Annotated in this window: 22 protein-coding genes; 13 read left to right on the forward strand and 9 right to left on the reverse strand. The window is 53.9% G+C overall.

Annotated elements, in window-relative coordinates; genetic code table 11:
* The first annotated feature begins 178 nt into the window (after positions 1-178).
* From AMM48_RS19805 to AMM48_RS19825, 5 genes are all read left to right on the forward strand, one after another.
* Positions 179-1,786, forward strand: a complete 1,608-nt coding sequence (locus AMM48_RS19805; RefSeq protein WP_102785480.1) for an ABC transporter substrate-binding protein — start codon at positions 179-181, stop codon at positions 1,784-1,786.
* A 121-nt stretch (positions 1,787-1,907) separates the two neighbouring features.
* Positions 1,908-2,918: an ABC transporter permease subunit gene (locus tag AMM48_RS19810; protein ID WP_102785481.1), complete on the forward strand. Its 1,011-nt coding sequence runs from the start codon at positions 1,908-1,910 to the stop codon at positions 2,916-2,918.
* A 12-nt stretch (positions 2,919-2,930) separates the two neighbouring features.
* Positions 2,931-3,854, forward strand: a complete 924-nt coding sequence (locus tag AMM48_RS19815) for an ABC transporter permease subunit (RefSeq protein WP_022734067.1) — start codon at positions 2,931-2,933, stop codon at positions 3,852-3,854.
* Positions 3,855-3,857: 3 nt separating this feature from the next.
* A complete protein-coding gene (gene dppD / locus AMM48_RS19820; RefSeq protein WP_102785482.1) occupies positions 3,858-4,871 on the forward strand; it encodes a dipeptide ABC transporter ATP-binding protein in 1,014 nt (337 codons plus the stop codon).
* Positions 4,871-5,866, forward strand: a complete 996-nt coding sequence (locus AMM48_RS19825) for a peptide ABC transporter ATP-binding protein (protein ID WP_022734069.1) — start codon at positions 4,871-4,873, stop codon at positions 5,864-5,866. The genes dppD and AMM48_RS19825 overlap by 1 nt, the downstream gene beginning before the upstream one ends.
* Before the next feature lie 123 nt (positions 5,867-5,989).
* Here the strand turns inward: AMM48_RS19825 and AMM48_RS19830 are convergent, their stop codons facing one another.
* The 4 genes from AMM48_RS19830 to AMM48_RS19845 all read right to left on the reverse strand — a co-directional run bounded on the left by AMM48_RS19830 (position 5,990) and on the right by AMM48_RS19845 (position 8,264).
* Positions 5,990-6,646: a LysE family translocator gene (locus AMM48_RS19830; protein WP_102785550.1), complete on the reverse strand. Its 657-nt coding sequence runs from the start codon at positions 6,644-6,646 to the stop codon at positions 5,990-5,992.
* Positions 6,647-6,696: 50 nt separating this feature from the next.
* Positions 6,697-7,200, reverse strand: coding sequence for a cupin domain-containing protein (locus AMM48_RS19835; protein WP_102785483.1), 504 nt, complete (start codon positions 7,198-7,200; stop codon positions 6,697-6,699).
* Positions 7,201-7,312: 112 nt separating this feature from the next.
* Positions 7,313-7,819, reverse strand: a complete 507-nt coding sequence (locus AMM48_RS19840) for a copper chaperone PCu(A)C (RefSeq protein ID WP_102785484.1) — start codon at positions 7,817-7,819, stop codon at positions 7,313-7,315.
* Between the two features lie 67 nt (positions 7,820-7,886).
* Positions 7,887-8,264, reverse strand: coding sequence for a DUF2946 family protein (locus AMM48_RS19845; protein ID WP_146030428.1), 378 nt, complete (start codon positions 8,262-8,264; stop codon positions 7,887-7,889).
* A gap of 182 nt (positions 8,265-8,446) precedes the next feature.
* Between AMM48_RS19845 and AMM48_RS19850 the strand changes: the two genes are divergently transcribed.
* Positions 8,447-8,926, forward strand: a complete 480-nt coding sequence (locus AMM48_RS19850) for a DUF2867 domain-containing protein (protein WP_102785486.1) — start codon at positions 8,447-8,449, stop codon at positions 8,924-8,926.
* 66 nt (positions 8,927-8,992) lie between these two features.
* Here the strand turns inward: AMM48_RS19850 and fumC are convergent, their stop codons facing one another.
* Both fumC and AMM48_RS19860 read right to left on the reverse strand, forming a co-directional pair.
* Positions 8,993-10,384, reverse strand: a complete 1,392-nt coding sequence (gene fumC, locus AMM48_RS19855) for a class II fumarate hydratase (RefSeq protein ID WP_102785487.1) — start codon at positions 10,382-10,384, stop codon at positions 8,993-8,995.
* A 139-nt stretch (positions 10,385-10,523) separates the two neighbouring features.
* Positions 10,524-11,321, reverse strand: a complete 798-nt coding sequence (locus tag AMM48_RS19860) for a DeoR/GlpR family DNA-binding transcription regulator (protein ID WP_102785488.1) — start codon at positions 11,319-11,321, stop codon at positions 10,524-10,526.
* A 234-nt stretch (positions 11,322-11,555) separates the two neighbouring features.
* On the opposite strand from AMM48_RS19860, the gene phnD reads away from it, so the two are divergent.
* The 5 genes from phnD to glpD all read left to right on the forward strand — a co-directional run bounded on the left by phnD (position 11,556) and on the right by glpD (position 16,542).
* Complete coding sequence (gene phnD / locus AMM48_RS19865) at positions 11,556-12,524, forward strand: phosphate/phosphite/phosphonate ABC transporter substrate-binding protein (protein WP_028791820.1); 969 nt, start codon at positions 11,556-11,558, stop codon at positions 12,522-12,524.
* Positions 12,525-12,601: 77 nt separating this feature from the next.
* Positions 12,602-13,399 (forward strand): phosphonate ABC transporter ATP-binding protein, encoded by a 798-nt coding sequence (gene phnC, locus AMM48_RS19870; RefSeq protein WP_022734079.1) that lies wholly within the window; start codon positions 12,602-12,604, stop codon positions 13,397-13,399.
* Entirely contained in the window at positions 13,396-14,202 is an 807-nt protein-coding gene (gene phnE, locus AMM48_RS19875; protein ID WP_102785489.1) for a phosphonate ABC transporter, permease protein PhnE, read from the forward strand. Before phnC ends, phnE (AMM48_RS19875) begins: the two co-directional genes overlap by 4 nt.
* Positions 14,196-15,020: a phosphonate ABC transporter, permease protein PhnE gene (phnE, locus tag AMM48_RS19880; protein ID WP_102785490.1), complete on the forward strand. Its 825-nt coding sequence runs from the start codon at positions 14,196-14,198 to the stop codon at positions 15,018-15,020. Before phnE (AMM48_RS19875) ends, phnE (AMM48_RS19880) begins: the two co-directional genes overlap by 7 nt.
* 1 nt (position 15,021) lies before the next feature.
* On the forward strand, positions 15,022-16,542 hold the full coding sequence (glpD, locus tag AMM48_RS19885; protein WP_102785491.1) for a glycerol-3-phosphate dehydrogenase: 1,521 nt from the start codon (positions 15,022-15,024) through the stop codon (positions 16,540-16,542).
* 18 nt (positions 16,543-16,560) lie between these two features.
* On the opposite strand, the gene AMM48_RS19890 is transcribed toward glpD, so the two are convergent.
* The 3 genes from AMM48_RS19890 to AMM48_RS19900 form a co-directional block, all read right to left on the reverse strand.
* On the reverse strand, positions 16,561-16,863 hold the full coding sequence (locus tag AMM48_RS19890) for a chorismate mutase (RefSeq protein WP_101301888.1): 303 nt from the start codon (positions 16,861-16,863) through the stop codon (positions 16,561-16,563).
* A gap of 70 nt (positions 16,864-16,933) precedes the next feature.
* Entirely contained in the window at positions 16,934-18,304 is a 1,371-nt protein-coding gene (locus tag AMM48_RS19895; protein WP_022734084.1) for a glutamate--cysteine ligase, read from the reverse strand.
* Positions 18,305-18,315: 11 nt separating this feature from the next.
* Entirely contained in the window at positions 18,316-19,116 is an 801-nt protein-coding gene (locus tag AMM48_RS19900; protein ID WP_102785492.1) for a 16S rRNA (uracil(1498)-N(3))-methyltransferase, read from the reverse strand.
* A gap of 73 nt (positions 19,117-19,189) precedes the next feature.
* On the opposite strand from AMM48_RS19900, the gene ubiA reads away from it, so the two are divergent.
* A complete protein-coding gene (gene ubiA / locus AMM48_RS19905) occupies positions 19,190-20,143 on the forward strand; it encodes a 4-hydroxybenzoate octaprenyltransferase (RefSeq protein ID WP_102785493.1) in 954 nt (317 codons plus the stop codon).
* A 78-nt stretch (positions 20,144-20,221) separates the two neighbouring features.
* A complete protein-coding gene (locus AMM48_RS19910) occupies positions 20,222-22,021 on the forward strand; it encodes a sodium:proton antiporter (protein WP_102785494.1) in 1,800 nt (599 codons plus the stop codon).
* Positions 22,022-22,102 lie beyond the last annotated feature (81 nt).

The raw sequence follows: 22,102 nt of genomic DNA on the forward strand, positions 1-22,102 counted from the left end.
AGCAAGCGTTGACGATACCTAGAAACCCTGATTATTTTCCCTCGTCGATTACCAACATAGAGTGTTGTTGGATCGGGTAACCCCGTCCGTTCCAATGCGCACACTGCCAAGCATGACTTTCAACAAGATCATGTGGTGTGTGCCATTTTGTTCGGGCCAGCCTTGAGGGAGGCATTTAATGAAAGCGAATTTCGTCAAAGCGGCGATTGGTGCAGGTCTGCTTGCAGCGACCGCACTTGCTGCTCCGACTGCTGCTTCGGCAAAAACTCTGGTGTATTGCTCGGAAGGTAGCCCGGAAGGCTTTAACCCGCAGCTTTACACATCCGGCACCACCTTCGACGCCTCCTCGCGTCAAATTTTCAACCGTCTGGTACAGTTCAAACGCGGCACCACCACCATCGTTCCTGGTCTCGCGACCAGTTGGGACGTTTCAGCCGACGGTACGGAGTACACCTTCAAACTGCGTGAAGGTGTCAAATGGCATACGACCAATGACTTCACCCCGTCGCGCGATTTCAATGCCGACGACGTGATCTTCTCTTTCATGCGCCAGCTCGACAAGGACCACGCATATAACGGCGTTTCAGGTGGCTCTTACGAGTACTTTAACTCAATGTCGATGGGCGACCTAGTCAAGGACGTTGTCAAGGTTGACGACTATACCGTCAAGTTCATTCTTAACCGTCCGGAAGCGCCGTTCATTGCCAACATGGCGATGGATTTCGCATCAATCCTGTCGGGTGAATATGCTGATAAAATGATGGAAGCCGGTACCCCGGAAAATGTTGACCTGAACCCGGTCGGCACCGGTCCGTTCCAGTTGGTTCAGTACCAAAAAGATGCGGTTATCCGTTACAAAGCATTCCCCGAATACTGGGAAGGCAAAGCACCCCTCGACAATCTGATCTTTGCCATTACGCCTGACAGCACTGTTCGTTATCAGAAGCTGAAAGCTGGTGAATGCCATGTCATGCCATTCCCGAACCCGGCTGACCTGACCGCGATGGATGCTGATGAAGACATCAACCTTATGAGTCAGGAAGGCCTGAACGTTGGCTATCTTGGGTACAACACCCAGAAAGAACCCTTCACCGACGTGAAGGTTCGTAAAGCACTGACCATGGCGATTAACAAAGACGCCATCATCGAAGGTGTTTATCAGGGTGCTGGGGTGGCGGCGAAAAACCCGCTTCCGCCAACGATCTGGTCATACAATAACGATACTGTTGATGACAAATACGATCCGGAAGCTGCCAAAGCCATGCTGGCAGAAGCTGGTTATCCGGACGGCTTCACCACCGATGTCTGGGCCATGCCGGTTCAGCGTCCTTACAACCCGAACGCACGCCGTATGGCGGAGATGATTCAGGCTGATTGGGCGAAAATTGGTGTGAATGCTGAAATCGTGTCCTACGAGTGGGGCGAATACCTTGAGCGCACCAAAAAAGGTGAACAGGGTACCTTCATGCTCGGCTGGACCGGCGACAACGGCGATCCCGATAACTTCCTTGCGGTTCTGCTTGGTTGCGACGCTGTTGGCAGCGCCAACCGTGCACAGTGGTGCAACGAAGAGTTCGACAACCTGATTCAGCAGGCAAAAACTACTGCGGACGTTCTTGAGCGTACCCGTCTGTACGAAGAAGCTCAGGTTGTCTTCAAACGTGAAGCACCTTGGGCAACCATCGCACACTCGGTCGTTTTCGAACCGCTGCGTAAAGAAGTTGTCGACTACAAGATTGATCCGTTCGGTGGTCACATCTTCTATGGCGTCGACCTCGAAGAATAAAACGTACCAAAACCTTGTCGAAGAGGCCCGGACTTCCGGGCCTCTTTGCAATTCCGCAAAATAGAGAGAGACATCCACCCACAACCCTACCTGTGCGTGGATGCAATAAAGGCCCGATGGCATGCTAGGTTTCCTTTTACGCCGTTTGGGTGACGTCATACCCACCTTCTTTGGCGTTACCATTCTGGTGTTTCTGATGATCCACCTGATCCCAAGCGACCCGATCCAGATGATGGCAGGTGAACGTGGCGTTGATCCCGCACGCTATGCCGAACTGCAAAAGGAATACGGTTTCGACAAGCCACTTGTCGTACAGTATTTCAATTATCTCGGCGGCGTGTTGCAGGGTGATTTGGGAAAATCCTTTGTCACCAAACGTCCGGTGATTGAGGAATTCGCAACCCTGTTCCCGGCAACCATCGAGCTAAGTGTGATGGGCATATTGTTTGCCGTCATAATCGGCCTGCCACTTGGGGTAATCGCAGCAATAAACAGGGGGAAATGGCTGGACCATCTAACGATGAGCCTGTCATTGACCGGTTACTCTATGCCAATCTTCTGGTGGGCATTGCTGCTGATCATGTTCTTTTCGACGAGTCTTGGCTGGACCCCAGTGTCCGGGCGTTTGTCGGTCCTCTACTATATCGAACCCACTACGGGCTTCATGTTGATCGATACGTTGCTCAGTGGCGAAAAAGGTGCGTTTACCAGTGCGCTCAGCCACTTGATCCTGCCGACCATAGCACTGGGGACCATTCCCATGGCAGTGATCGCACGTATGACACGGTCATCAATGCTCGAAGTTCTGGGCGAGGAATATATTCGTGTCGCACGCGCCAAGGGATTAACCCCCATGCGCGTCATCATGGTCCATGCATTGCGCAACGCACTGATCCCGGTAATCACGGTGATCGGCCTTCAGGTTGGTGTACTGTTTGCCGGTGCGATCCTGACCGAAACCATCTTTTCGTGGCCCGGCATTGGTAAATGGATTGTCGAGGCACTAAACCGTCGCGATTACCCGACCATTCAGGGGGGCATCTTGATGATTGCCTTTGTCGTGATGGGTGTGAATCTGTTTGTTGATCTGATGTATGGGGTGATCAATCCCCGTATCCGGCATAAACGTTAAGGAGCGCGGGACATGACAAGTCAAAACACGCCGTCGACCGCGCCGCAAAATGCCGCAGACGACACCATGAGCAAGCCACCAAGCCCGTTCATGGAAACATGGAACTATTTCCGTAAAAACCGCGGGGCTTACGTCGGATTGATCGTTATTGCGATCATCCTGTTTGTCGCCGCGTTCGCGACCTTTATCTCCCCCTATGATCCAATTATGCAGGACCGCTCCGCGTTCCTCAAACCACCAATCTGGATGGAAGGAGCCGATCCGCGCTATATCCTTGGCACCGATGCGGTGGGCCGCGATATTTTGTCGCGCCTGATCCATGGGGCACAGCTTTCAGTTTCCATTGGCGTTTTTGTGGTCATCATATCGATGGTCGCCGGGATCATGCTTGGCGTGACCGCCGGGTATTTCCGCGGCTGGATCGAAGTCGCCATCATGCGCATGATGGATACCATGCTGGCCTTGCCAAGCCTGATCATGGCGATGGCGATTGTCGCCATCCTCGGTCCGGGACTTGAAAATGCCATGCTGGCCATCGCGATTGTTCAGCTCCCCCACTATGTCCGCCTGTCGCGTGCATCGGTGGTGACGGAGCTTAACAAGGAATATGTTATCGCGTCCCAGATCGCCGGTGCCGGGCATATGCGCCAGATGTTTATCAACATCCTGCCCAACTGCATGGCACCGCTGATTGTTCAGGGGACACTTGGTATTTCCAGCGCCATTCTTGATGCTGCGGCCCTTGGCTTCCTTGGTCTTGGTGCGCAGCCACCGCTGCCCGAATGGGGTACCATGCTGGCCGAAGCCCGCGAATTTGTGGGTTCGGCATGGTGGGTGATCACCTTCCCCGGTCTTTGCATCCTCGTCACCGTGCTTGCCTTCAACCTGATGGGTGATGGTCTGCGCGATGCCCTTGATCCTAAAATGAAGCGGTAAGTTATGGCTCTTCTCGAAGTTAAAAACCTGACAGTCGAGTTCGGCTCCGAAGACAAGCCGTTTCGTGCTGTTGATTCAGTAAGCTACTCGGTTGATCGCGGCGAAGTCCTTGGCATCGTCGGTGAATCGGGCTCTGGTAAGTCTGTGTCGTCGCTTGCGATTATGGGGCTGATCGATTTTCCCGGTCGCGTGACCGCAGACAGCCTGACCTTTGATGGTCAGGACCTGCTCAAGATGCCAGCCAAGAAACGCCGCGCGATTACGGGCAAAGACATCGCCATGATCTTTCAGGATCCGATGTCGGCCCTTAATCCATGCTTTACGGTTGAAGCCCAAATCATGGAGGCCCTTAAGGTCCATGAAGGCGGCAACAAAAAGCAGCGTCGTGAACGGACACTTGATCTGCTTAATCAGGTCGGTATTCCCGATCCCAAGTCCCGCATGACGGCCTATCCGCACCAGTTATCGGGCGGCATGAGCCAGCGTATCGTCATTGCCATGGCGATTGCCTGTCAGCCGCGCCTTCTGATTGCCGATGAGCCGACCACGGCATTGGATGTCACCATTCAGGCCCAGATCATCGACCTTCTGCTTAAATTGCAGGACGACAGCGATATGGGACTGCTTTTGATCACCCATGACCTTGCCTTGGTGTCAGAAGCGGCCAACCGCATTCAGGTCATGTATGCCGGTCAACTGTTTGAAAGTGGGCCGGCCGACAGTATCTTTGCAGCACCGCGTCATCCCTATACGCAGGCCCTTCTTGAAGCATTGCCAGAACGTTCAGCAGGCAATGACCGGCTGAGCACAATCCCCGGCGTGGTTCCGGGTCAGTATGACCGCCCGAAAGGCTGTTTGCTGGCGCCGCGTTGCCGTTACGCCAATGATCACTGCATGCAGGACCGCCCGGAAGTCACCGACTTTAACGGACGTGATGTGCGGTGTTTCTATCCACTGAATGACCAAGGCCAGCCGACGGGTCAAGCCACCGGCCAAACTGCCGGGGAGACAGTATAATGAGCTTTCTCGATACCAAACCCGGTGTTCCGTTGCTGGAATCCGATGATCTTGTGCGTCACTACGATGTTAATCGTGGCCTTGGCAAACCCAGTGCCACGGTTAAGGCACTTGATGGCGTTTCCTTTACGCTTGAAGCCCAAAAGACTTTGGCGGTTGTTGGGGAATCTGGCTGCGGGAAATCGACCCTTGGTCGTCAGCTGACCCTGATTGAAAAGCCAAGTGCCGGACAGCTTAAAATCAATGGCGAGGCTGTCGGTGATCTTTCCGACAAAGACGCCAAGATGTTCCGTCGCACGGTTCAGATGATTTTCCAGAACCCTTATGGGTCGCTGAACCCGCGCAAAAAAGTCGGTCAGATCCTTGGCGAGCCGGTGTTGCTTAATATGGATCACCTTGGCCGTAAGGAACGCGAAGAACGGGTGCGCGACACCATGGCCAAGGTTGGCCTGCGTCCTGAGTTCTATGGCCGCTATCCACATATGTTTTCGGGTGGTCAGCGTCAGCGTATTTCCATTGCACGTGCGCTGATTTTGGAGCCGAAAGTCATCGTTGCCGATGAACCGGTTTCCGCCCTTGACGTGTCGGTGCAGGCACAGGTTCTCAACTTGATGATGGACCTTCAGGAAGAGATGAATGTCGCCTATGTTTTCATCTCGCACGATCTTTCTGTCGTCAGACATATTGCAGATGACGTCATGGTGATGTATCTCGGTCGCGTCGCGGAAAAAGGACCGACCGAAGAAATCTTTGCCAAGCCATTACACCCCTATACACGGGCACTTTTGGCATCGGCCCCAAAGATCGACCCGGCACAACGCGTGAAGGCAGAACCGCTTACCGGTGAGCTGCCTTCGCCGATTAACCCGCCATCGGGCTGTGCGTTTCATAAACGCTGCCCGTTCGCCAACGAACATTGTGCACAGGTCCGCCCGGAACTGCGCATGTTCGAAGGCCGCGAGGTGGCGTGCCATCGGGTCGAAGAAATCGCCTGACAACAGGTGATCGCCCGGATTGCCAAACAGGTTTTCCGGGTAGACAAGGGAGCAAGGGGGCGCGCTGTAACCAGCTGCGCCCCTGCGCATTTTAGGGGTGTTTTCGCAATACTGTCGGAATGATCAGACCGCGCTTCGTGACCGGCTGGTAAAGGCAAGCAAGACACCCGCAGCCATCAACAACGAACCGCTGATACGGTTTAGCCAGCGCATATGGCGTGCTGAGCGGATCACGCCTTTGACCTGACCACCGATCAACCCGTAGCCCAGCAAAACTGTGCCTTCAAGTGCGATAAAGGTCGCCCCCATCACGGCAAACTGCCCGCCATAGGCCACATCAGGTGCCAAAAATTGCGGAAAAAGGGCGGTGAAAAACAGGATCGCTTTTGGGTTGCCAATCGCGGTAAAGAATTCCGTACGCGCCAAAGTCATCGCACCGGGATAGGGCATCAGGGCTTCAGCCGTGCCATCAGAACCGTCGTCCTTTCCTTCCGATACTTTGGCAAACCAGCTTTTAAGGCCAAGATAGACCAGATAAATCGCCCCGCCCCATTTGATAATCCCAAAGGCAATCTCACTTGCACCCAAAACAATGCCAAGCCCCATTGCCGTCACCGTGATCATCAAGGCAAAGGCAATCAGCCGACCAATCCCGCCCACAGCCGCCGCAGACACACCGTGACGCGCGCCGTTAAACATCGCCAGAAGGTTATTGGGCCCAGGGGCGATTGACACAAAGAATGTCGTACCTATGAATAGAAGCCATGTTTCAAGCTGCATATCAAAACGTCCTGATCGAAAATAAGTGACGCCCTGATTGCGCCCCAAAATCAATCGCGCGTCAATGACGTAATCATTTCCGATGCGGCGGGCCATTTCGCAGACAACGCCGTACGCGTGCCCATAGAGAAATCGGCAAAATCAAATCCCGGTGCCACGGTACAGCCCAAAAGCGCGAACTTTCCGCCGGGTTTCAGGCGGGCCCCCTGCCAGACATTTTTCGGCACAACCATTTGCGGGGTTTGCCCGACCAAAAGGTCGGTTCCGATTTCAACATGCTTATGCGTGCCGTCTTCAAACAGTTGAAGCTGTTCAACCGCATCACCAAGGTAATGATGGAAAATCTCGTCACTGGTCAGGATGTGCATGCCTGAAAAGGTATCGGGGGTCAGAAGATAATAAATCGCCGTGCCGGTGCTGCGCACGCCTAGATAGCGGTTGCCCGGATTACAGGTTTCAAAGGATCGAAATGTTTCGGCGTAATAGCCGCCTTCGGGATGAGGTTGCAGGCCGAGTTTTGCGATCAGGTCGTCAATCGTGATGGCATCTGGCATGGCGTACTTCCCTTTAATCAACGGCATTTATTTCCCGACATCATGACGAAAAAAGGGGAAAGGCGCAAACCTTCCCCCTGATAAATTCAGTCTGGATTGAAGGACCAAGCACCTAGTTGGTTTTGTGATCCATCTTGTTATGGTTCATCTCGCCATGATCCATGTCGCCCATGCCAGCCGGTCCTTTGGCAAGCGGACCAAGCACATTGATCATCACCGGCACATCGCCCGCTTTTTCAAATTCAAGCGTCACCTTGATCATTTCCCCTTCGGCAAGCGGCTTTTTCAGGCCCATCAGCATGACGTGATAGCTGCCCGGCTTGAACATGACATTGCCGTGCATCGGCACATCAATGCCGCCTTCGACCTGGCGCATCTTCATGACGTTATTAGCCATGATGTGGGTATGCAGCTCAGTTTTTTCCGCCAAATCACTGCGTACACCAACAACCCGATCCGCATCACCGTGATTGACCACCTCAAGGAAAGCAACGCCGTTGCGCACCTGACCAAGCGATGCTTTGGACCATGCGTCCTTGATTTCAATATCCGCGGCAAAGGCGCTGGAAACAACAAACAGCGATGTGATGGTCGCGATGACAGCAAACAGTTTTTTCATGGGATTTCATCCGTCTTTTGGCCTGCAACACACAGGTCCGATTTCATAAATTGGCTTTGTTTTGAAATCAGACGGAAAGTGGTGGCGCGCGCGAATGACGTATGCGCGGGATTTTATGCCCTGCGGCGACCCCGATCGCATCGGTATAGGTGATGAGGCCGATCTTTGACATCGGAGCAATGTCGGGCACACCCAAATCAACAAACACACCATGATGGGTCGCACAAAGGGAACAGAACCCATGGGCCGCATTGCTTTTGTCGTCTTGCGTCGGCGGGGCATCACCACTGAGCGATACAGCCCGAATACCATCGGGGGTGCAGATCAGCAGAAGATCACCGCCGGGAGCAGCCTGCGCGCCAGAAACGCCAATCCCCTGCCCGCCAAGAAGTGCCGGGATAAAGCCCGATTGCGTAAAACCCGCCAGCAAAATAACACACGCCATGCCCCAGACCTGAAGCAAACGGCTTAGAGGTCGGACACAGCTGGCACTATGTGAGCAGGTAAAAACACGCATCGGTTTGATATGCACGATATAGCGGTCCCTCGCAATGACATTGATCATTGTAAAGCCATCGCAAACACATGATCATGACCGCGCTAAGATAAAGCGATTAGAGCCCCACCATGCATAAATATGCAATTGCCAATCCCGTCACTCTGCCTCACCCAGCACTGCCAGATGCGGATTGGGCGGACAGTTTTGCCATCACCACATCCCACACGGGCATCACCCCTGAAATTGCCGCGCAAAAGATCATGCAATCCCGACCGGTCTGGGTCGCTCGATTGATGCAAATTCGCGATCTTGTCATGCGACCATTCGGTTTAAAGCCCGGCGTAAATGACCCTGAAAACCCCAACATTATTGGAATTTTCCCCGTGATCGCACGGGCAGACAACTCAATCACTCTGGGGCTGAACGACAAGCATCTTGATTTCCGACTTGTAATTCAAATTGATCATGTCGCAGGGGGGAGGACCGCGATATGCGCCATCACGGCCGTAAAACGCCATAATATTCTTGGCCAAGCGTATTTGGCGACCATAACACCGTTCCACCGCAAGATTGTGCCTGCGATGCTCAATGCGGCTTATGGCCGTTAAGCTCTGACAACAAAGGCCGGACTGATATCCGCCCGGCCTTTGATCAAAAAAGAAATGCCCGCGCGATCAGATCATGTCACGCGCCTGTACCAGTTCATCGAATTTGTCCCCATCAAGGAGGCCAAGTGCGATGGTCGCCTCTTTCAGGCTACTACGATCCTTATGCGCCTTTTTGGCAACGGCAGCAGCATTGTCATAGCCAATATGCGGCGCCAAGGCCGTCACCAGCATCAGGCTTTGTTCGACATAGTGATCGATCTTTTCCTGATCGGCTTCCAACCCGGCAATGCAATTATCGGCAAAGCTTGCGGACGCATCGGCAATCAAGCGGATCGATTGCAGCAGGTTATAAATGATCACGGGTTTGAACACATTAAGGTCAAGATGCCCATTTGATCCACCAACCGTCACCGCAACATGATTGCCGATAACCTGTGCGCAGACCATGGTCAGGGCCTCCGCCTGCGTCGGGTTGACCTTGCCCGGCATGATGGAGGACCCCGGTTCGTTGGCCGGCAGGACCAATTCACCCAATCCGCAACGCGGGCCCGATCCCAACAGACGAATGTCATTGCCGATTTTCATCAACGACGTCGCCAGAACATTCATCACACCCGACATTTCGACACAGGCGTCATGGGCGGCCAACGCTTCGAACTTGTTTTGGGCGGTTTCAAACGCAATGCCGGTAATGTCGGATGTCTGCTTGGCAAATTCGACATCAAAGCCCTTTGGCGCATTCAGCCCGGTGCCCAATGCGGTCCCGCCCTGTGCGAGTTTACGTAAACGTTTCATCGCATCATCAATGCGGTCCAGACCAAGTTCAATTTGCATGGCATAGCCGGAAAATTCCTGCCCCAGTGTCAGGGGTACGGCATCCTGCATATGGGTTCGGCCAATTTTCACGATATCGGCAAATGCTTTTTCCTTGGCTTCAAGGGTACTGCGCAGATGCTTTAACGCCGGTTTGAGGGTTTCTTCAATCTCAACCACGGCTGCAATATGCATGGCCGCCGGGAAACTGTCGTTCGATGATTGCCCACGGTTCACATGGTCATTGGGATGGACAGGATCACGCAGCCCCATCGGTTTACCAAGGATTTCACAGGCGCGGTTTGCGATCACTTCGTTGGTGTTCATGTTGGTCTGGGTACCCGACCCTGTTTGCCAGACAACCAATGGAAAATGATCCAGCAACTTGCCATCAGCAACTTCGCGCGCCGCCGTTTCAATCGCACTTGCAAGCTCCCCGTCCAGATTTCCAAGCGCGACATTGGCCCGTGCTGCGGCAAGTTTTTGAATACCGAAGGCCTTGATCAACGCGTCTGGCATCCGCTCCCCGCCTATGCGGAAATTCTGGGTGGAACGCTGTGTTTGCGCCCCCCAATACCGGTCTGCGGGCACATCAATGGCCCCCATGGTATCTTGCTCGGTACGGGTGGTCACTTGATTGGTCACGATAGAAATCCTCCGTGTCAGAAAACAAACTGACCGGGGCGGGAAACCCGGCACGGCAATCCTCTGGGTACTGCCATTTGGGGAATATGGTCTGGAACCTACCGTAACGCAAATCCGATTGAGACCAATTCTTAAGATGTTAGGCGATCTTCGTTTGGGCGTCCTGCCACGTCACAAGCTTGACGCCAGAGCGGTGAAGCTGCGAGATGGTTTTCTGCGACGGTACCAGATCCGTGATGATCCCGGTCAGGGCCTCAATCGGGGCGACATTTTCAAGATAACGCTGATCAAATTTGGTGTGATCCACCATCAACCAGGTTTCGTCAGACCGTTCCATCATCGCACGTTTGACCGCAACCGCACGCCGGTTTACATCACTAAACCCCTGCCAGGAAACACCCGACGCACCGATAAAGGCGATATTGGCGTGAAACCGGCGCAGGAAATCAATGGTGTCGCTTCCGTACACGGCATTTTCGCGAACATCAAAAACGCCCGGACACATAACCACATCATCACGGTCGGCCACATCGCCCATGCCATGAACCACCGCATAACAGTTGGTGATAAACGTACGTGCCTGCCTCCCGCCATTCACTGCAAGATACGGTGCAAGCTGGGCCACTGTTGATCCGGCATCAATCATCACAACATCACCCGGGCGCACCAGATTGGCCGCAAGCATACCAATACGGTCCAATCCGGCCACTGCGGCTGATTGACGTTCGATCAGGTCAGGCTGATGCCCCATGGGCCGCGCCGATGCCCCGCCGAACTCGCGCTTGATCAAGCCATCTTCGCTTAACGCATCAAGATCACGGCGAATGGTTTCGGTCGCAACGTCGAATCGCTCCGCCAATGTGGCAACTCTCACATGTGGATGGAGCTTGAGTTCCTGCAGAATGCTTTGCTGGCGTTGTTTTTTTCCAATTCGCAAAGCAATTCCTCCCCCAATACTGGCGTTTTACCTGACCTACGGAGCACTTTAGCAATATTGATGGAAACCTTTTGTTACAGTTTTGTGTTGATTTCCAAACTTTTTCAAATTCATAATGTTGGGAAAAGCAACAACAACAAAACCACAAAACCACAAAATCGCTGGGAAAACCCGGCTTTCATAGGGAAGAAAGGTCACAACATCGTGTTTTCACATTCGAAAAAAACAGACACATTGAAGCTCACCACCTTGCTCGCGGCAATCGGTATGATTGGCATGGCATCCGCCCCGGCTCATGCGGCGGATGATTGCATTGCGCGTGGCGATCTTGATCAGATCTATTGCGATATGGATGGCGATCTGGTTGCAGATGCACCGGCTGCGGATCAGCTGGTTGATCCTGATACCCTCGTCTTTGCCTATACCCCGGTCGAAGACCCTGCGGTTTATGCCGACATCTGGAACCCGTTCCTTGAACACCTCGAAAAAGTCACTGGCAAAGATGTTCACTTCTTTGCAGTTCAGTCGAACTCTGCCGAAGTTGAAGCCATGCGTTCGGGCCGCCTGCATGTTGCCGGCTTCTCGACCGGACCGACCCCGTTTGCGGTAAACCTTGCCGGTGCGGTTCCATTTGCCCTGATGGGTGCGGACGATGGTCGTTTTGGTTATACTCTTCAGCTTTATACCCGCACCGACAGCGGCATTGACACGGTTGCCGACCTTAAGGGCAAGCGCGTTGCGCACACCTCACCGACCTCGAACTCGGGCAACCTTGCTCCGCGTGCACTTCTTCCGGGTCAGGGCATCGTTCCTGAACAGGATTACGAAGTTGTCTATTCCGGCTCGCACGACCAGTCGATCCTTGGCGTTGTGGCGGGTGACTATGACGCTGCCCCGGTCGCATCCGAGGTGGTTGAACGTATGGCGCAGCGTGATCTGTACGATCCCAAAGAAGTCAAAATCATCTACGAGAGCAAGCCTTTCCCGACCACCTCGTTCAACTATGCCCACAATCTGAAGCCTGAACTGGTCGAGAAAATCAAAGAAGCCTTCTTTACCTTCGACATGAAGGGCACTGCCCTTGGCGAAGAGTTCAAAGGTGTCTCGAAATTCCTGCCGATCACCTATCAGGATGACTGGGCGGTTATTCGCGAAATTCAGGCTGCCAATGGTGTCAAATACACCCCTGACAACCTGAAATAATTCACACCATCGCACACCACAGCAGGGCCTGATTATTTCGGGCCCTGCAATGGCCCATTTATATCCGGGGTAACGCAATGCTGCGTATCAAAGAACTCGTAAAACGCTATGGCGACGAAAAGGCAGTGTTGAAAAACCTGAACCTTGAAGTGCCGGGCGAAAGTGTCGTTTCAATCATCGGCGCGTCTGGCGCTGGTAAAAGTACCTTGCTGCGCTGTATCAACCGCCTTGTTGAGCCATCTTCAGGCTCCATCGAATTGAACGGCACTGAACTGACCAAGCTGGAAGGCAAGTCGCTGCGCCTCGCGCGTCGCCGCATTGGTATGGTGTTTCAGGGCTTTAATCTGATTGAACGCCTGACGGTCATGGAAAACGTCCAATCTGGCCGTCTCGGTTACCTTCCGGCATGGCGCGCTGTCAGCCGCAAATATCCGCAAGAAGACATCGACCGCGCTTTCCATCTGATGGAACGTGTCGGCATTGCTCATTATGCCAATAAACGTGCGAGTGAACTTTCCGGTGGTGAACGCCAACGTGTTGGTGTTGTGCGCGCCCTGATGCAGGAACCGGAAATTCTGCTGGCCGACGAGCCGACCGCATCGCTGGATCCGAAAACATCGCGTCAGATCATGGAATTGTTGCGCGCACTCGCATCCGAGCTGCAGCTGCCGGTTCTGATCAACATCCACAACGTTAACGAAGCCAAGGAATATACCCAGCGTATCGTTGGCATGCGGTTTGGTCGCATCATTTTCGATGGCGAACCTGTCGATCTGAGTAATGACGCCATGGATGAAATCTATGCCGGTGTTCCGGCCGAAGAACGCGGCGGCGCCGAAAGCAGCACTCATTTGCGTGAGGTTGCGGCAAAATGAATACGACCGTTGAAAAAACGGGTCGCACCTGGAAAAAGCCCCCCTTCATCGCCAATCCGGCGATCCGTTGGGCGCTGATCATTGGGATTGCGGCCTATGTCTGGTGGGCGATCACCACCCTGCCATTCGATTGGGAACGTATTCAGCAAGGCATCCCGCGCGCCATACGTATCTTTAAGGGGGCCTTCCCCCCCAGCTTCCTGCGCGGTGAATTGCTGTTTGACGGCTTTATGGAAAGCATCAAGATCGCGATTGTCTCGACCTTGCTTGGTCTGGCTCTTAGCATTCCGATTGCCTTTGCATCGGCCTCAAACGTTGCGCCCAAATGGCTTTACACCATCGGGCGCGGCGTGATCATCGTCGCCCGTTCCTTCCATCCGGTGATTGTTGCCATACTGTTTGTGAAGGCAGTTGGTTTTGGTCCGCTGGCCGGTATCTTGACCCTGACCATCTATTCCATTGGGTTCGTGGCCAAAATGTTGGCCGAACGGATTGAGGAAATCGATTGGGGTCAGGTCGAAGCCATCAAAGCAGCCGGGGGTGGCACGTTCGTCACCATGCTCTATGCCGTGATCCCGCAAATCATGCCGCGTCAGATTGGTCTTTCGATCTATCAGCTTGATAGCAACCTGCGTGCATCCGCCATTGTTGGCATCGTCGGTGCCGGTGGTATCGGATCGACCCTTCTCAATGCGTTTGGGCGCTATGACTATGACTTCGCGCTGGCGATTACGCTGTGCATCATCGGCGTTATCCTTGTCAGTGAAGCCATCAGCGGCCGGATCAGGAGGAACCTATGGTAGCCACCACACAAAATTCCGGCCCTGACGCCATCGCGCATCGCGAATGGGCGCGCTATACCTCCAAGCAACGCTGGCAGCGTTTTGGGGCGATGGGGCTTGTCGCACTTGCGGTTGTCTGGTCACTATCGACGATCAATGTCATCTGGCCATGGTTGTGGGATGCCCCGCAACAGATGGGGGATCTGTTTGGTCGTATGTTCCCGCCGTCGCTTGAGGGCTGGAAAGACATCGCATGGACGCTTTTGGAAACGATCAATATCGCGACCATCGCGACATTCTTTGCTGTTTTCCTATCCTTGCCGATTGCGCTGATTTCGGCACAGAACACAACGCCAAACCGTTATACCCTGTGGCTTGGCCGATTCATTCTGGTGTCGTCACGCTCGGTCAATACCATCATCTGGGCATTGCTGTTTGTCGCGGTGTTTGGCCCAGGTGTTCTGGCCGGTATTCTCGCAATCGTGTTCAGATCGCTTGGCTTCCTTGGCAAATTACTTGGCGAGGCGATTGAGGAAATTGACCGTGCTCCGATCGAGGCCCTTGAGGCCGTGGGTGCAACGCGGTTCAAGATCCTGATTTACGGTGTGATCCCGCAAGTCATGCCGACCTTCTTTGCGGTATCGATCCTACGGTGGGACATCAACCTTCGCGAAAGTACGGTTCTCGGTCTTGTCGGGGCCGGTGGTATCGGCATCATCCTTCAGGGTGCGATTGATACTTTTGCCTGGCAAACCGTTGCGACGATCCTTCTGGCGATTATCGGCCTTGTCATCATTGGCGAGGCGATCTCAGCTTACTTGCGTAAGAAGGTGATCTAACGTGACAAGAACGTACGACCTTCTGGTCGTAGGCGGCGGCATCAATGGGGCTGGTATTGCCCGTGATGCCGCCGGTCGCGGACTGTCTGTTCTTTTGGTCGAACAGCGCGACCTTGCCTCGGCCACGTCTTCCTCCTCGACCAAACTTATCCATGGCGGCCTTAGATATCTTGAACATTACGAATTCCGGTTGGTGCGCGAAGCCCTTCAGGAACGCGAAGTTCTGTTGTCCGCCGCCCCGCATATCATCTGGCCCCTGACCTTTGTTTTGCCGCACCATAAAGGTTTGCGTCCGAAATGGATGCTGCGGGCCGGTCTGTTTTTGTACGACCATCTGGCACGGCGGAAACGCCTGCACGGATCGCGTTCCGTATCGCTTAACGGGACGCCCGAAGGTGATCCGTTAAAGGCAACATTTAGCAGCGGCTTTTCCTATTCCGACTGCTGGGTCGATGATGCACGTCTTGTTGTGCTTAATGCACAGGACGCACAGGCACATGGCGCTGAAATTCGCACCCGAACACAGTGCAAAAGTCTGGTCCGCCATGCGGATCACTGGAACGCCCAACTGTCGCAAGACGATGGATCAACGCAAGTAGTGCGGGCCCGTTCGGTGGTCAATGCCGCCGGACCATGGGTAACCGAAATGGTGCAGAATGCCGGACTTGGGGATAAGGCTGCTGGCCTGCGTCTGGTTAAGGGCAGCCACATCATTGTCCCGCGCATTCACGACCATGATCATTGCTATATCTTCCAGAACGGCGATGGACGGATTGCCTTTGCTATCCCCTATCAGCGCGAATACACCCTGATCGGCACCACCGACATTCCCTATGACGGTGATCCGGCCAAGGTCAAAATCAGCAGCGATGAAATCGACTACCTGCTTGAACTGGTCAATGGGTATCTCGCCAAACCCGTCTCACGCGATGAAATCGTTTGGGACTATGCTGGTGTGCGTCCGCTTTATGATGACAAGAACGCCAATGCATCTGCCGTAACCCGCGATTATGTGTTTGATCTTGATACCGGGGACACCGAAAACGCCCCGGCAATCCTGTCGATCTATGGCGGTAAAATAACCACCTATCGCAGGCTTGCCGAACACGCGATGCAAAAGCTTGGCCCGGTTCTGGGCAACACTGCACCAGACTGGACAGCCTCGGCCATCCTTCCGGGCGGGGATATGGAGGATGGCGATTTTGATCGTTTCCTTGCCACCGCCAAGGCCAGGTTCGACTGGGTACCGGATTTACTTTTGCACCGTCTGGCTCGATGCTATGGCACGGCCCTTTACAGGATTATTGGCGATGCCTCTGAAATTTCACAATTAGGACAAGAGGTTGCGCCAAATCTATATGAATGTGAGTTGCTCTACCTGATTGCCAATGAATGGGCCACCACCACAGACGATGTTTTGTGGCGCCGGACCAAGCTTGGCCTCGGGATGCAGTCTGATCAGGTCGATGCAGTTACCCACTGGTTTGCCACCCAAGCCCGACTTGGTCAGGCTGCACAATAACCCCAAGGAACACGAAACTTAATCGCGCAGGTCATCCCATTTGATGAATTCATGGGCAATGAAATCTTCCATCATTGCGCGCCACATGCGTTCAGCCATGTCTTCGTCAAACCCATCAATGCGACACTGTGCCTTTACCTTGGCAATCACATCCTCGATGCGGTCTTCATCACGGACCGCATCGCGGGATGGCTTAATCCGTGCGGCCTGTTCGATATAGTTCAACCGTTCAGCCATCAATGCGACCAATAATCGATCAACACGATCCACATTTTCACGAACGTCAGACATGGTTTCGCAGTGATTGGCTTTGGCAGACATGGCAGCAAGTTTTCCTGATGTGTTTTCATAACAAAAAAGGCGGTGATTTCTCACCGCCTGATCCGTTGCCTTAGTAGGCATATTCCTTGAACAGCGGATCGACCGATCCGTTCCATTCAGTTTCATATTTATCCAAAAATTCCTCAGCCAAGGTCCGACCGCTTTCAGCGACGTCTTCGAGGCTGTCGAGGAAGTGGCTTTCGTCATCGCCGTAGCCATCCATGCGACCACGGTTTTTCAAGCCTTGCTTGGCAATTGCCAAAACTTCTTTGGACAGGTCCTGAACCGTGCCGTTTTTGAACTTGGTGGCAAGGGCCGTGCGCGGCACATCGTTACGCAATGCTTCGCGCTCGGAGGTGCTCAGGTCACTGACCAAATTCCATGCCGCGTCCAATGCCGCGTCATCATAAAGCAAGCCAACCCAGAAGGCCGGCAACGCACAAATGCGCTTCCACGGGCCGCCATCCGCCCCACGCATCTCAAGAAACTTCTTAAGACGCACTTCCGGGAAGGCTGTGGTCATATGATCTGACCAGTCATTCATCGTCGGGCGTTCACCGGGCAAAACATCAAGTTTGCCATCCATGAAATCACGGAACGATTTGCCCGCCGCATTGATGTATTTGCCATCGCGGTAGACAAAATACATCGGCACATCAAGCATGTAATCGACATAGCGTTCAAAGCCAAAACCGTCTTCAAACACAAACGGCAACATGCCGCAGCGATCCGGGTCGGTATCGGTCCAGACGTTCGACCGTGCAGACAGAAAACCACTTGGCTTGCCATCAACAAACGGGGACGCGGCAAAAAGGGCTGTCGCAACTGGCTGCAAAGCCAAAGACGTTCTGAATTTTTTGACCATGTCGGCCTCGGACGCGTAGTCCAGATTGACCTGAATGGTCGAGGTCCGCAGCATCATATCAAGGCCGAGATTACCGACCTTTGGCATATATTCGCCCATGATCGCGTAACGCCCTTTGGGCATCCACGGAATATCCTCACGCGCCCATTTCGGATTATGCCCTACACCAAGCATATCGATGCCAAGACCATCGCAAATTTCGCGCACTTCATGAAGATGGGTATGCACTTCACCACAGGTTTGGTGAATGTTTTTAAGTGGGGCACCCGACAATTCAATCTGCCCACCCGGTTCGAGAGATACAGAACATTTGTCTTTGGTAAGAGCAATCACATTGCCGTTTTCAATGACCGGTTCCCAGTCAAATCTTCGGGCAAGTTCGGTAAGAAGGGTTTTAACACCGCGTTCCCCCTCGTAGGGGATCGGGCGAAGATCATCGCGGGTAAAGGCGAATTTTTCGTGTTCGGTACCGATGGCCCAGTCACTTTTCGGCGTAGAGCCGGACTCGAACCATTCGACAAGCTGGCGCCGGCTTTCAATGGCCGGACTATCACCAGTGGAGGCGCTGACAGTCATAAGGGCTTCCCCTAATCTCTCGCAACTGGTTGGTTAGACCAATCGCCGAGGCGATCCTGAAACACCGTTAAAGCAGCAATTGCCGCCGTTTCAGCACGCAGGATTCGCGGACCGAGACTGACAGGCGTGGCAAAAGACTGTTTGCGGATACGTTCAAGTTCGTCGGCGCTAAAGCCGCCTTCAGGTCCAATCACGAGTGCATGGTTAATAACATTGACATTGTCGATAACCGAGCCAGCGCCCTTTGCCAATAGCTGACTTAGCACTTCACCAATTGGTGACCCGGATCCCGTTTCGTCACAGAACAGCAAATGGTGGTTTTCCGGGCAATTTGCCACCCAATCGAGAAGACGCACTGGTTTAAATATTTCTGGCACCGTCAGGCGTTCGCACTGCTCGGCCGCTTCAATCACCTGTGCCTGCAATCGATCAAGGCGAACTTTGTCGGTAATGCCGTGCTGGGTAATGACGGGTTGTAACCGTCCGACTCCCATCTCGACGGCCTTTTCGATCAGGAAATCAAGCCGCTGCTTTTTGATCGGGGCAAAGACAAGTGTCGGCCCAACTTCGGTCCCTTGTGCGCGCAATTGACTTTCAACAGCGACACTTCCCTTCTTTTTGCGAAGTTCGTTAATGGTTGCCAACCATTCGCCATCAAGACCATTAAATATCTTTACCGGCGTTCCGGGCTTGAGCCGCATCACATGTTCAAGGTAATGAGACTGTTCAGGGGAAAGTTCGATCTCGCATCCCGGCGTGATAGGATCAGAGACGAAAAGGCGTTGGCGCGCACGGGCGGCGTCTGCTGTCATGGATATCCTCAAACATAGCCCAAAGCCGATAAACGGCCGGGTTCGAATTCGTTAGGCGTTACATAGGTCGATTATGACACAGGTCAACCAACCAATACAGACTGGCAAAAATGACATGCCCCAAGACGGCTGGATTGACCGTTTTGTACCAGCCCCCGCACGCCCCTATCTGAAATTGCTGCGCCTTGACCGGCCAATTGGCACGTGGCTTTTGCTGTTGCCCTGCTGGTGGTCAACGGCCATGGCGGGCAGCATAACCGCCGACATCACCGCCAAACAGATTATCATCATGATGGCGCTGTTTGGGGTTGGTGCACTGATCATGCGCGGGGCTGGGTGCGTGATCAATGATCTGGCGGATCGTAATTTTGATGGCAAAGTCGAACGCACCACCACGCGCCCGCTTCCCAGTGGTCAGGTAAAGGTCTGGCAGGCGTTGCTGTTCCTTGGTGTCATCTTGTTGCTGGGCCTCGCCGTTCTGGTGCAGTTCCGTATTGAGGCAATTATTGTCGGCGTTTGTTCCTTACCGATCATCATCACCTACCCGTTTATGAAACGCGTGACCTATTGGCCGCAGGCCTGCCTTGGTCTGGCGTTTAACTGGGGTGCCTTGGTCGGGTGGACGGCGGTAACCGGCACGGTGGAACCCGCCGCCATTGCAATGTACGCCGCCGGGTTCTTCTGGACGCTGGGCTATGACACGATTTACGCCCATCAGGACAAGGACGATGATGAAAAAATCGGTTTGAAATCACTGGCCCTCCGTCTGGGGGATGCGACCCCGAAATGGGCAAAGGGGTTTTATACCATGACCACGCTTTTGCTTGGCGTTGCCGGGATGCTGGCCGATCTGCACTGGTCGTATTTCGTCCTTCTGGGCCTTGCAGGCATTCATCTTGGCTGGCAGGTCGCGACGGTGAAACTTGATGATGCGGCAAACTGCCTGAAACGATTTAAATCCAACCGCGATTACGGTTTGCTAGTTCTCGGCGCAATCGTGATTTCGCACCTGATTGCCATTGCCTGATATCTAACGCGGTGGGGCTGGGTTTTTGAAATCAGCACACCATCTGTCTGATATCATTTTGTTTATAAGGGCGTGTTTATGACTGCACCGCTGGCCTTGATGATTGCCGGATTGATCCTTGCCGGGGTTGGCGCCCAATGGATGGCGTGGCGTGCTGGCGTGCCCGCCATCGTGTTGCTTTCGGCCCTCGGACTGATTCTTGGTCCGGGGACCGGGTTGCTGGACCCGGTGACCGATTTTGGCGCGCTGTTACAGCCCCTTGTTGCGGTTGCGGTTGCCGTTATCCTGTTTGAAGGTGGTCTGGCACTCGATTTTCGCGAACTCCGCCACAGTGTGAGTGGCATCTTGCGCCTCACCACGATCGCCCCGCTTCTGGCGTGGCTTCTTGGTGCGTTTGCAGCCCACTATCTGGCCGATTTGTCATGGCCGGTAGCCGCCCTGTTTGGCGGGATCATGATTGTGACGGGCCCAACCGTGATCGCGCCACTATTGCGCCACGCGCGTATGGCCAAACATCCCAGCACGCTTTTGAAATGGGAAGGCATCGTCAATGACCCGATTGGCGCGCTGTTTGCCGTTCTGGCCTATGAAATCATTGTCGCCAGCCAGCGGGGAAACGGCCTGAGTGCCGCGATTGGGCATCTGGCCTTTAACATCCTGATTTCCATTGCAATTGGTCTGGTCGCCGGGCTTTGCACCGTGCAGGTGTTTCGTCGGGGCTGGATACCTGAATTCCTTAAAGCGCCGCTGGTTCTGGGTGTCCTTCTGACCTGCTTTGCCGGGGCGAACATTGTTCAGGAAGAAACCGGACTTTTGGCGGTCACCGTATTGGGACTTGTCATTGGCAATGCGCATTTGATGGCGATTGATGAAATCCGCCGGTTTAAGGAAACCCTGACCGTCATTCTGGTTTCAAGTGTCTTCATCATCCTGACCGCGACATTGGAATGGTCGATGGTTGAAGAACTCACATGGGGGCATGGGCTTTTTGTCGCAGCGATGCTGTTTGTTGTTCGGCCTGTCTCAATCATCGGCGCATTGTCCTTTTCCAAAATAAACTGGCGCGAACGCATTCTGGTGGGCTGGATTGCCCCGCGCGGGATTGTCGCCGTCGCCATTTGCGGCTTGTTTGGTACCGAGCTTGTTGAACTGGGATATGCCGATGGCGCGCTTTTGATCCCGCTTGCCTTTGCCATGGTGTTTTCCACGGTTGTCTTGCACGGCTTTTCAATTCGCCCTATGGCGCGATACCTTGATCTTGCGGTCCATGGGCCGCCCGGTGTGTTGATTGTCGGTGCACACCGCTGGACCATTGATCTCGCCACCCGTCTGGATGAACTCGACATCCCGGTGGTAATTACCGATTCACGCTGGCACAGCCTGCGCGCGGCCCGCGAGGCCGGGTTGACCACGTTTTACGGCGAGGTCCTGTCCGAAGTGTTCGAGCATCACCTTGATACATCCGCCTTGGGCAAGCTGATCGCCACCACAGATAACGATGCATACAACACGCTTGTCTGCACCGATTTTGCCCCGGAATTCGGGCGCCGGTCAGTCTTTCAGACCGGCATTCATCGCGCGCCCGAAGATCGCAGTCGCCACAGTGCCAGTCAAACACTGGGTGGCCTGCCATTTTGTTCCGATCCACTGACCACAGATGACATTCGCAATGCCTATCGCAATGGGGCCAGCATCCGGCAAACCCGACTGACCGACAGTTTTGGCTGGGACGATTTTCTGGGGCATCATGAACAGGCACCGCCGGTATTGGCACTCGTGCGCGGCAATCAGCTTTTTATCGGCACAGACATCCCCAAGGCCAAGGCACGTGATGTGATTTTGTATCTGGGCAATGGTGAAACAGATAGCACGGCGTAAAGAACCGCTTGCTCCACAGGGTCAAAGCCGATACTCCCGGCACATGATCATAGCCAAAGCACCAAAGCCCAGAGCACCCAA

Origin of the sequence: Thalassospira sp. GB04J01 (assembly GCF_000751115.1) — a bacterium.
Taxonomy (GTDB): Bacteria; Pseudomonadota; Alphaproteobacteria; order Rhodospirillales; family Thalassospiraceae; genus Thalassospira; species Thalassospira lucentensis.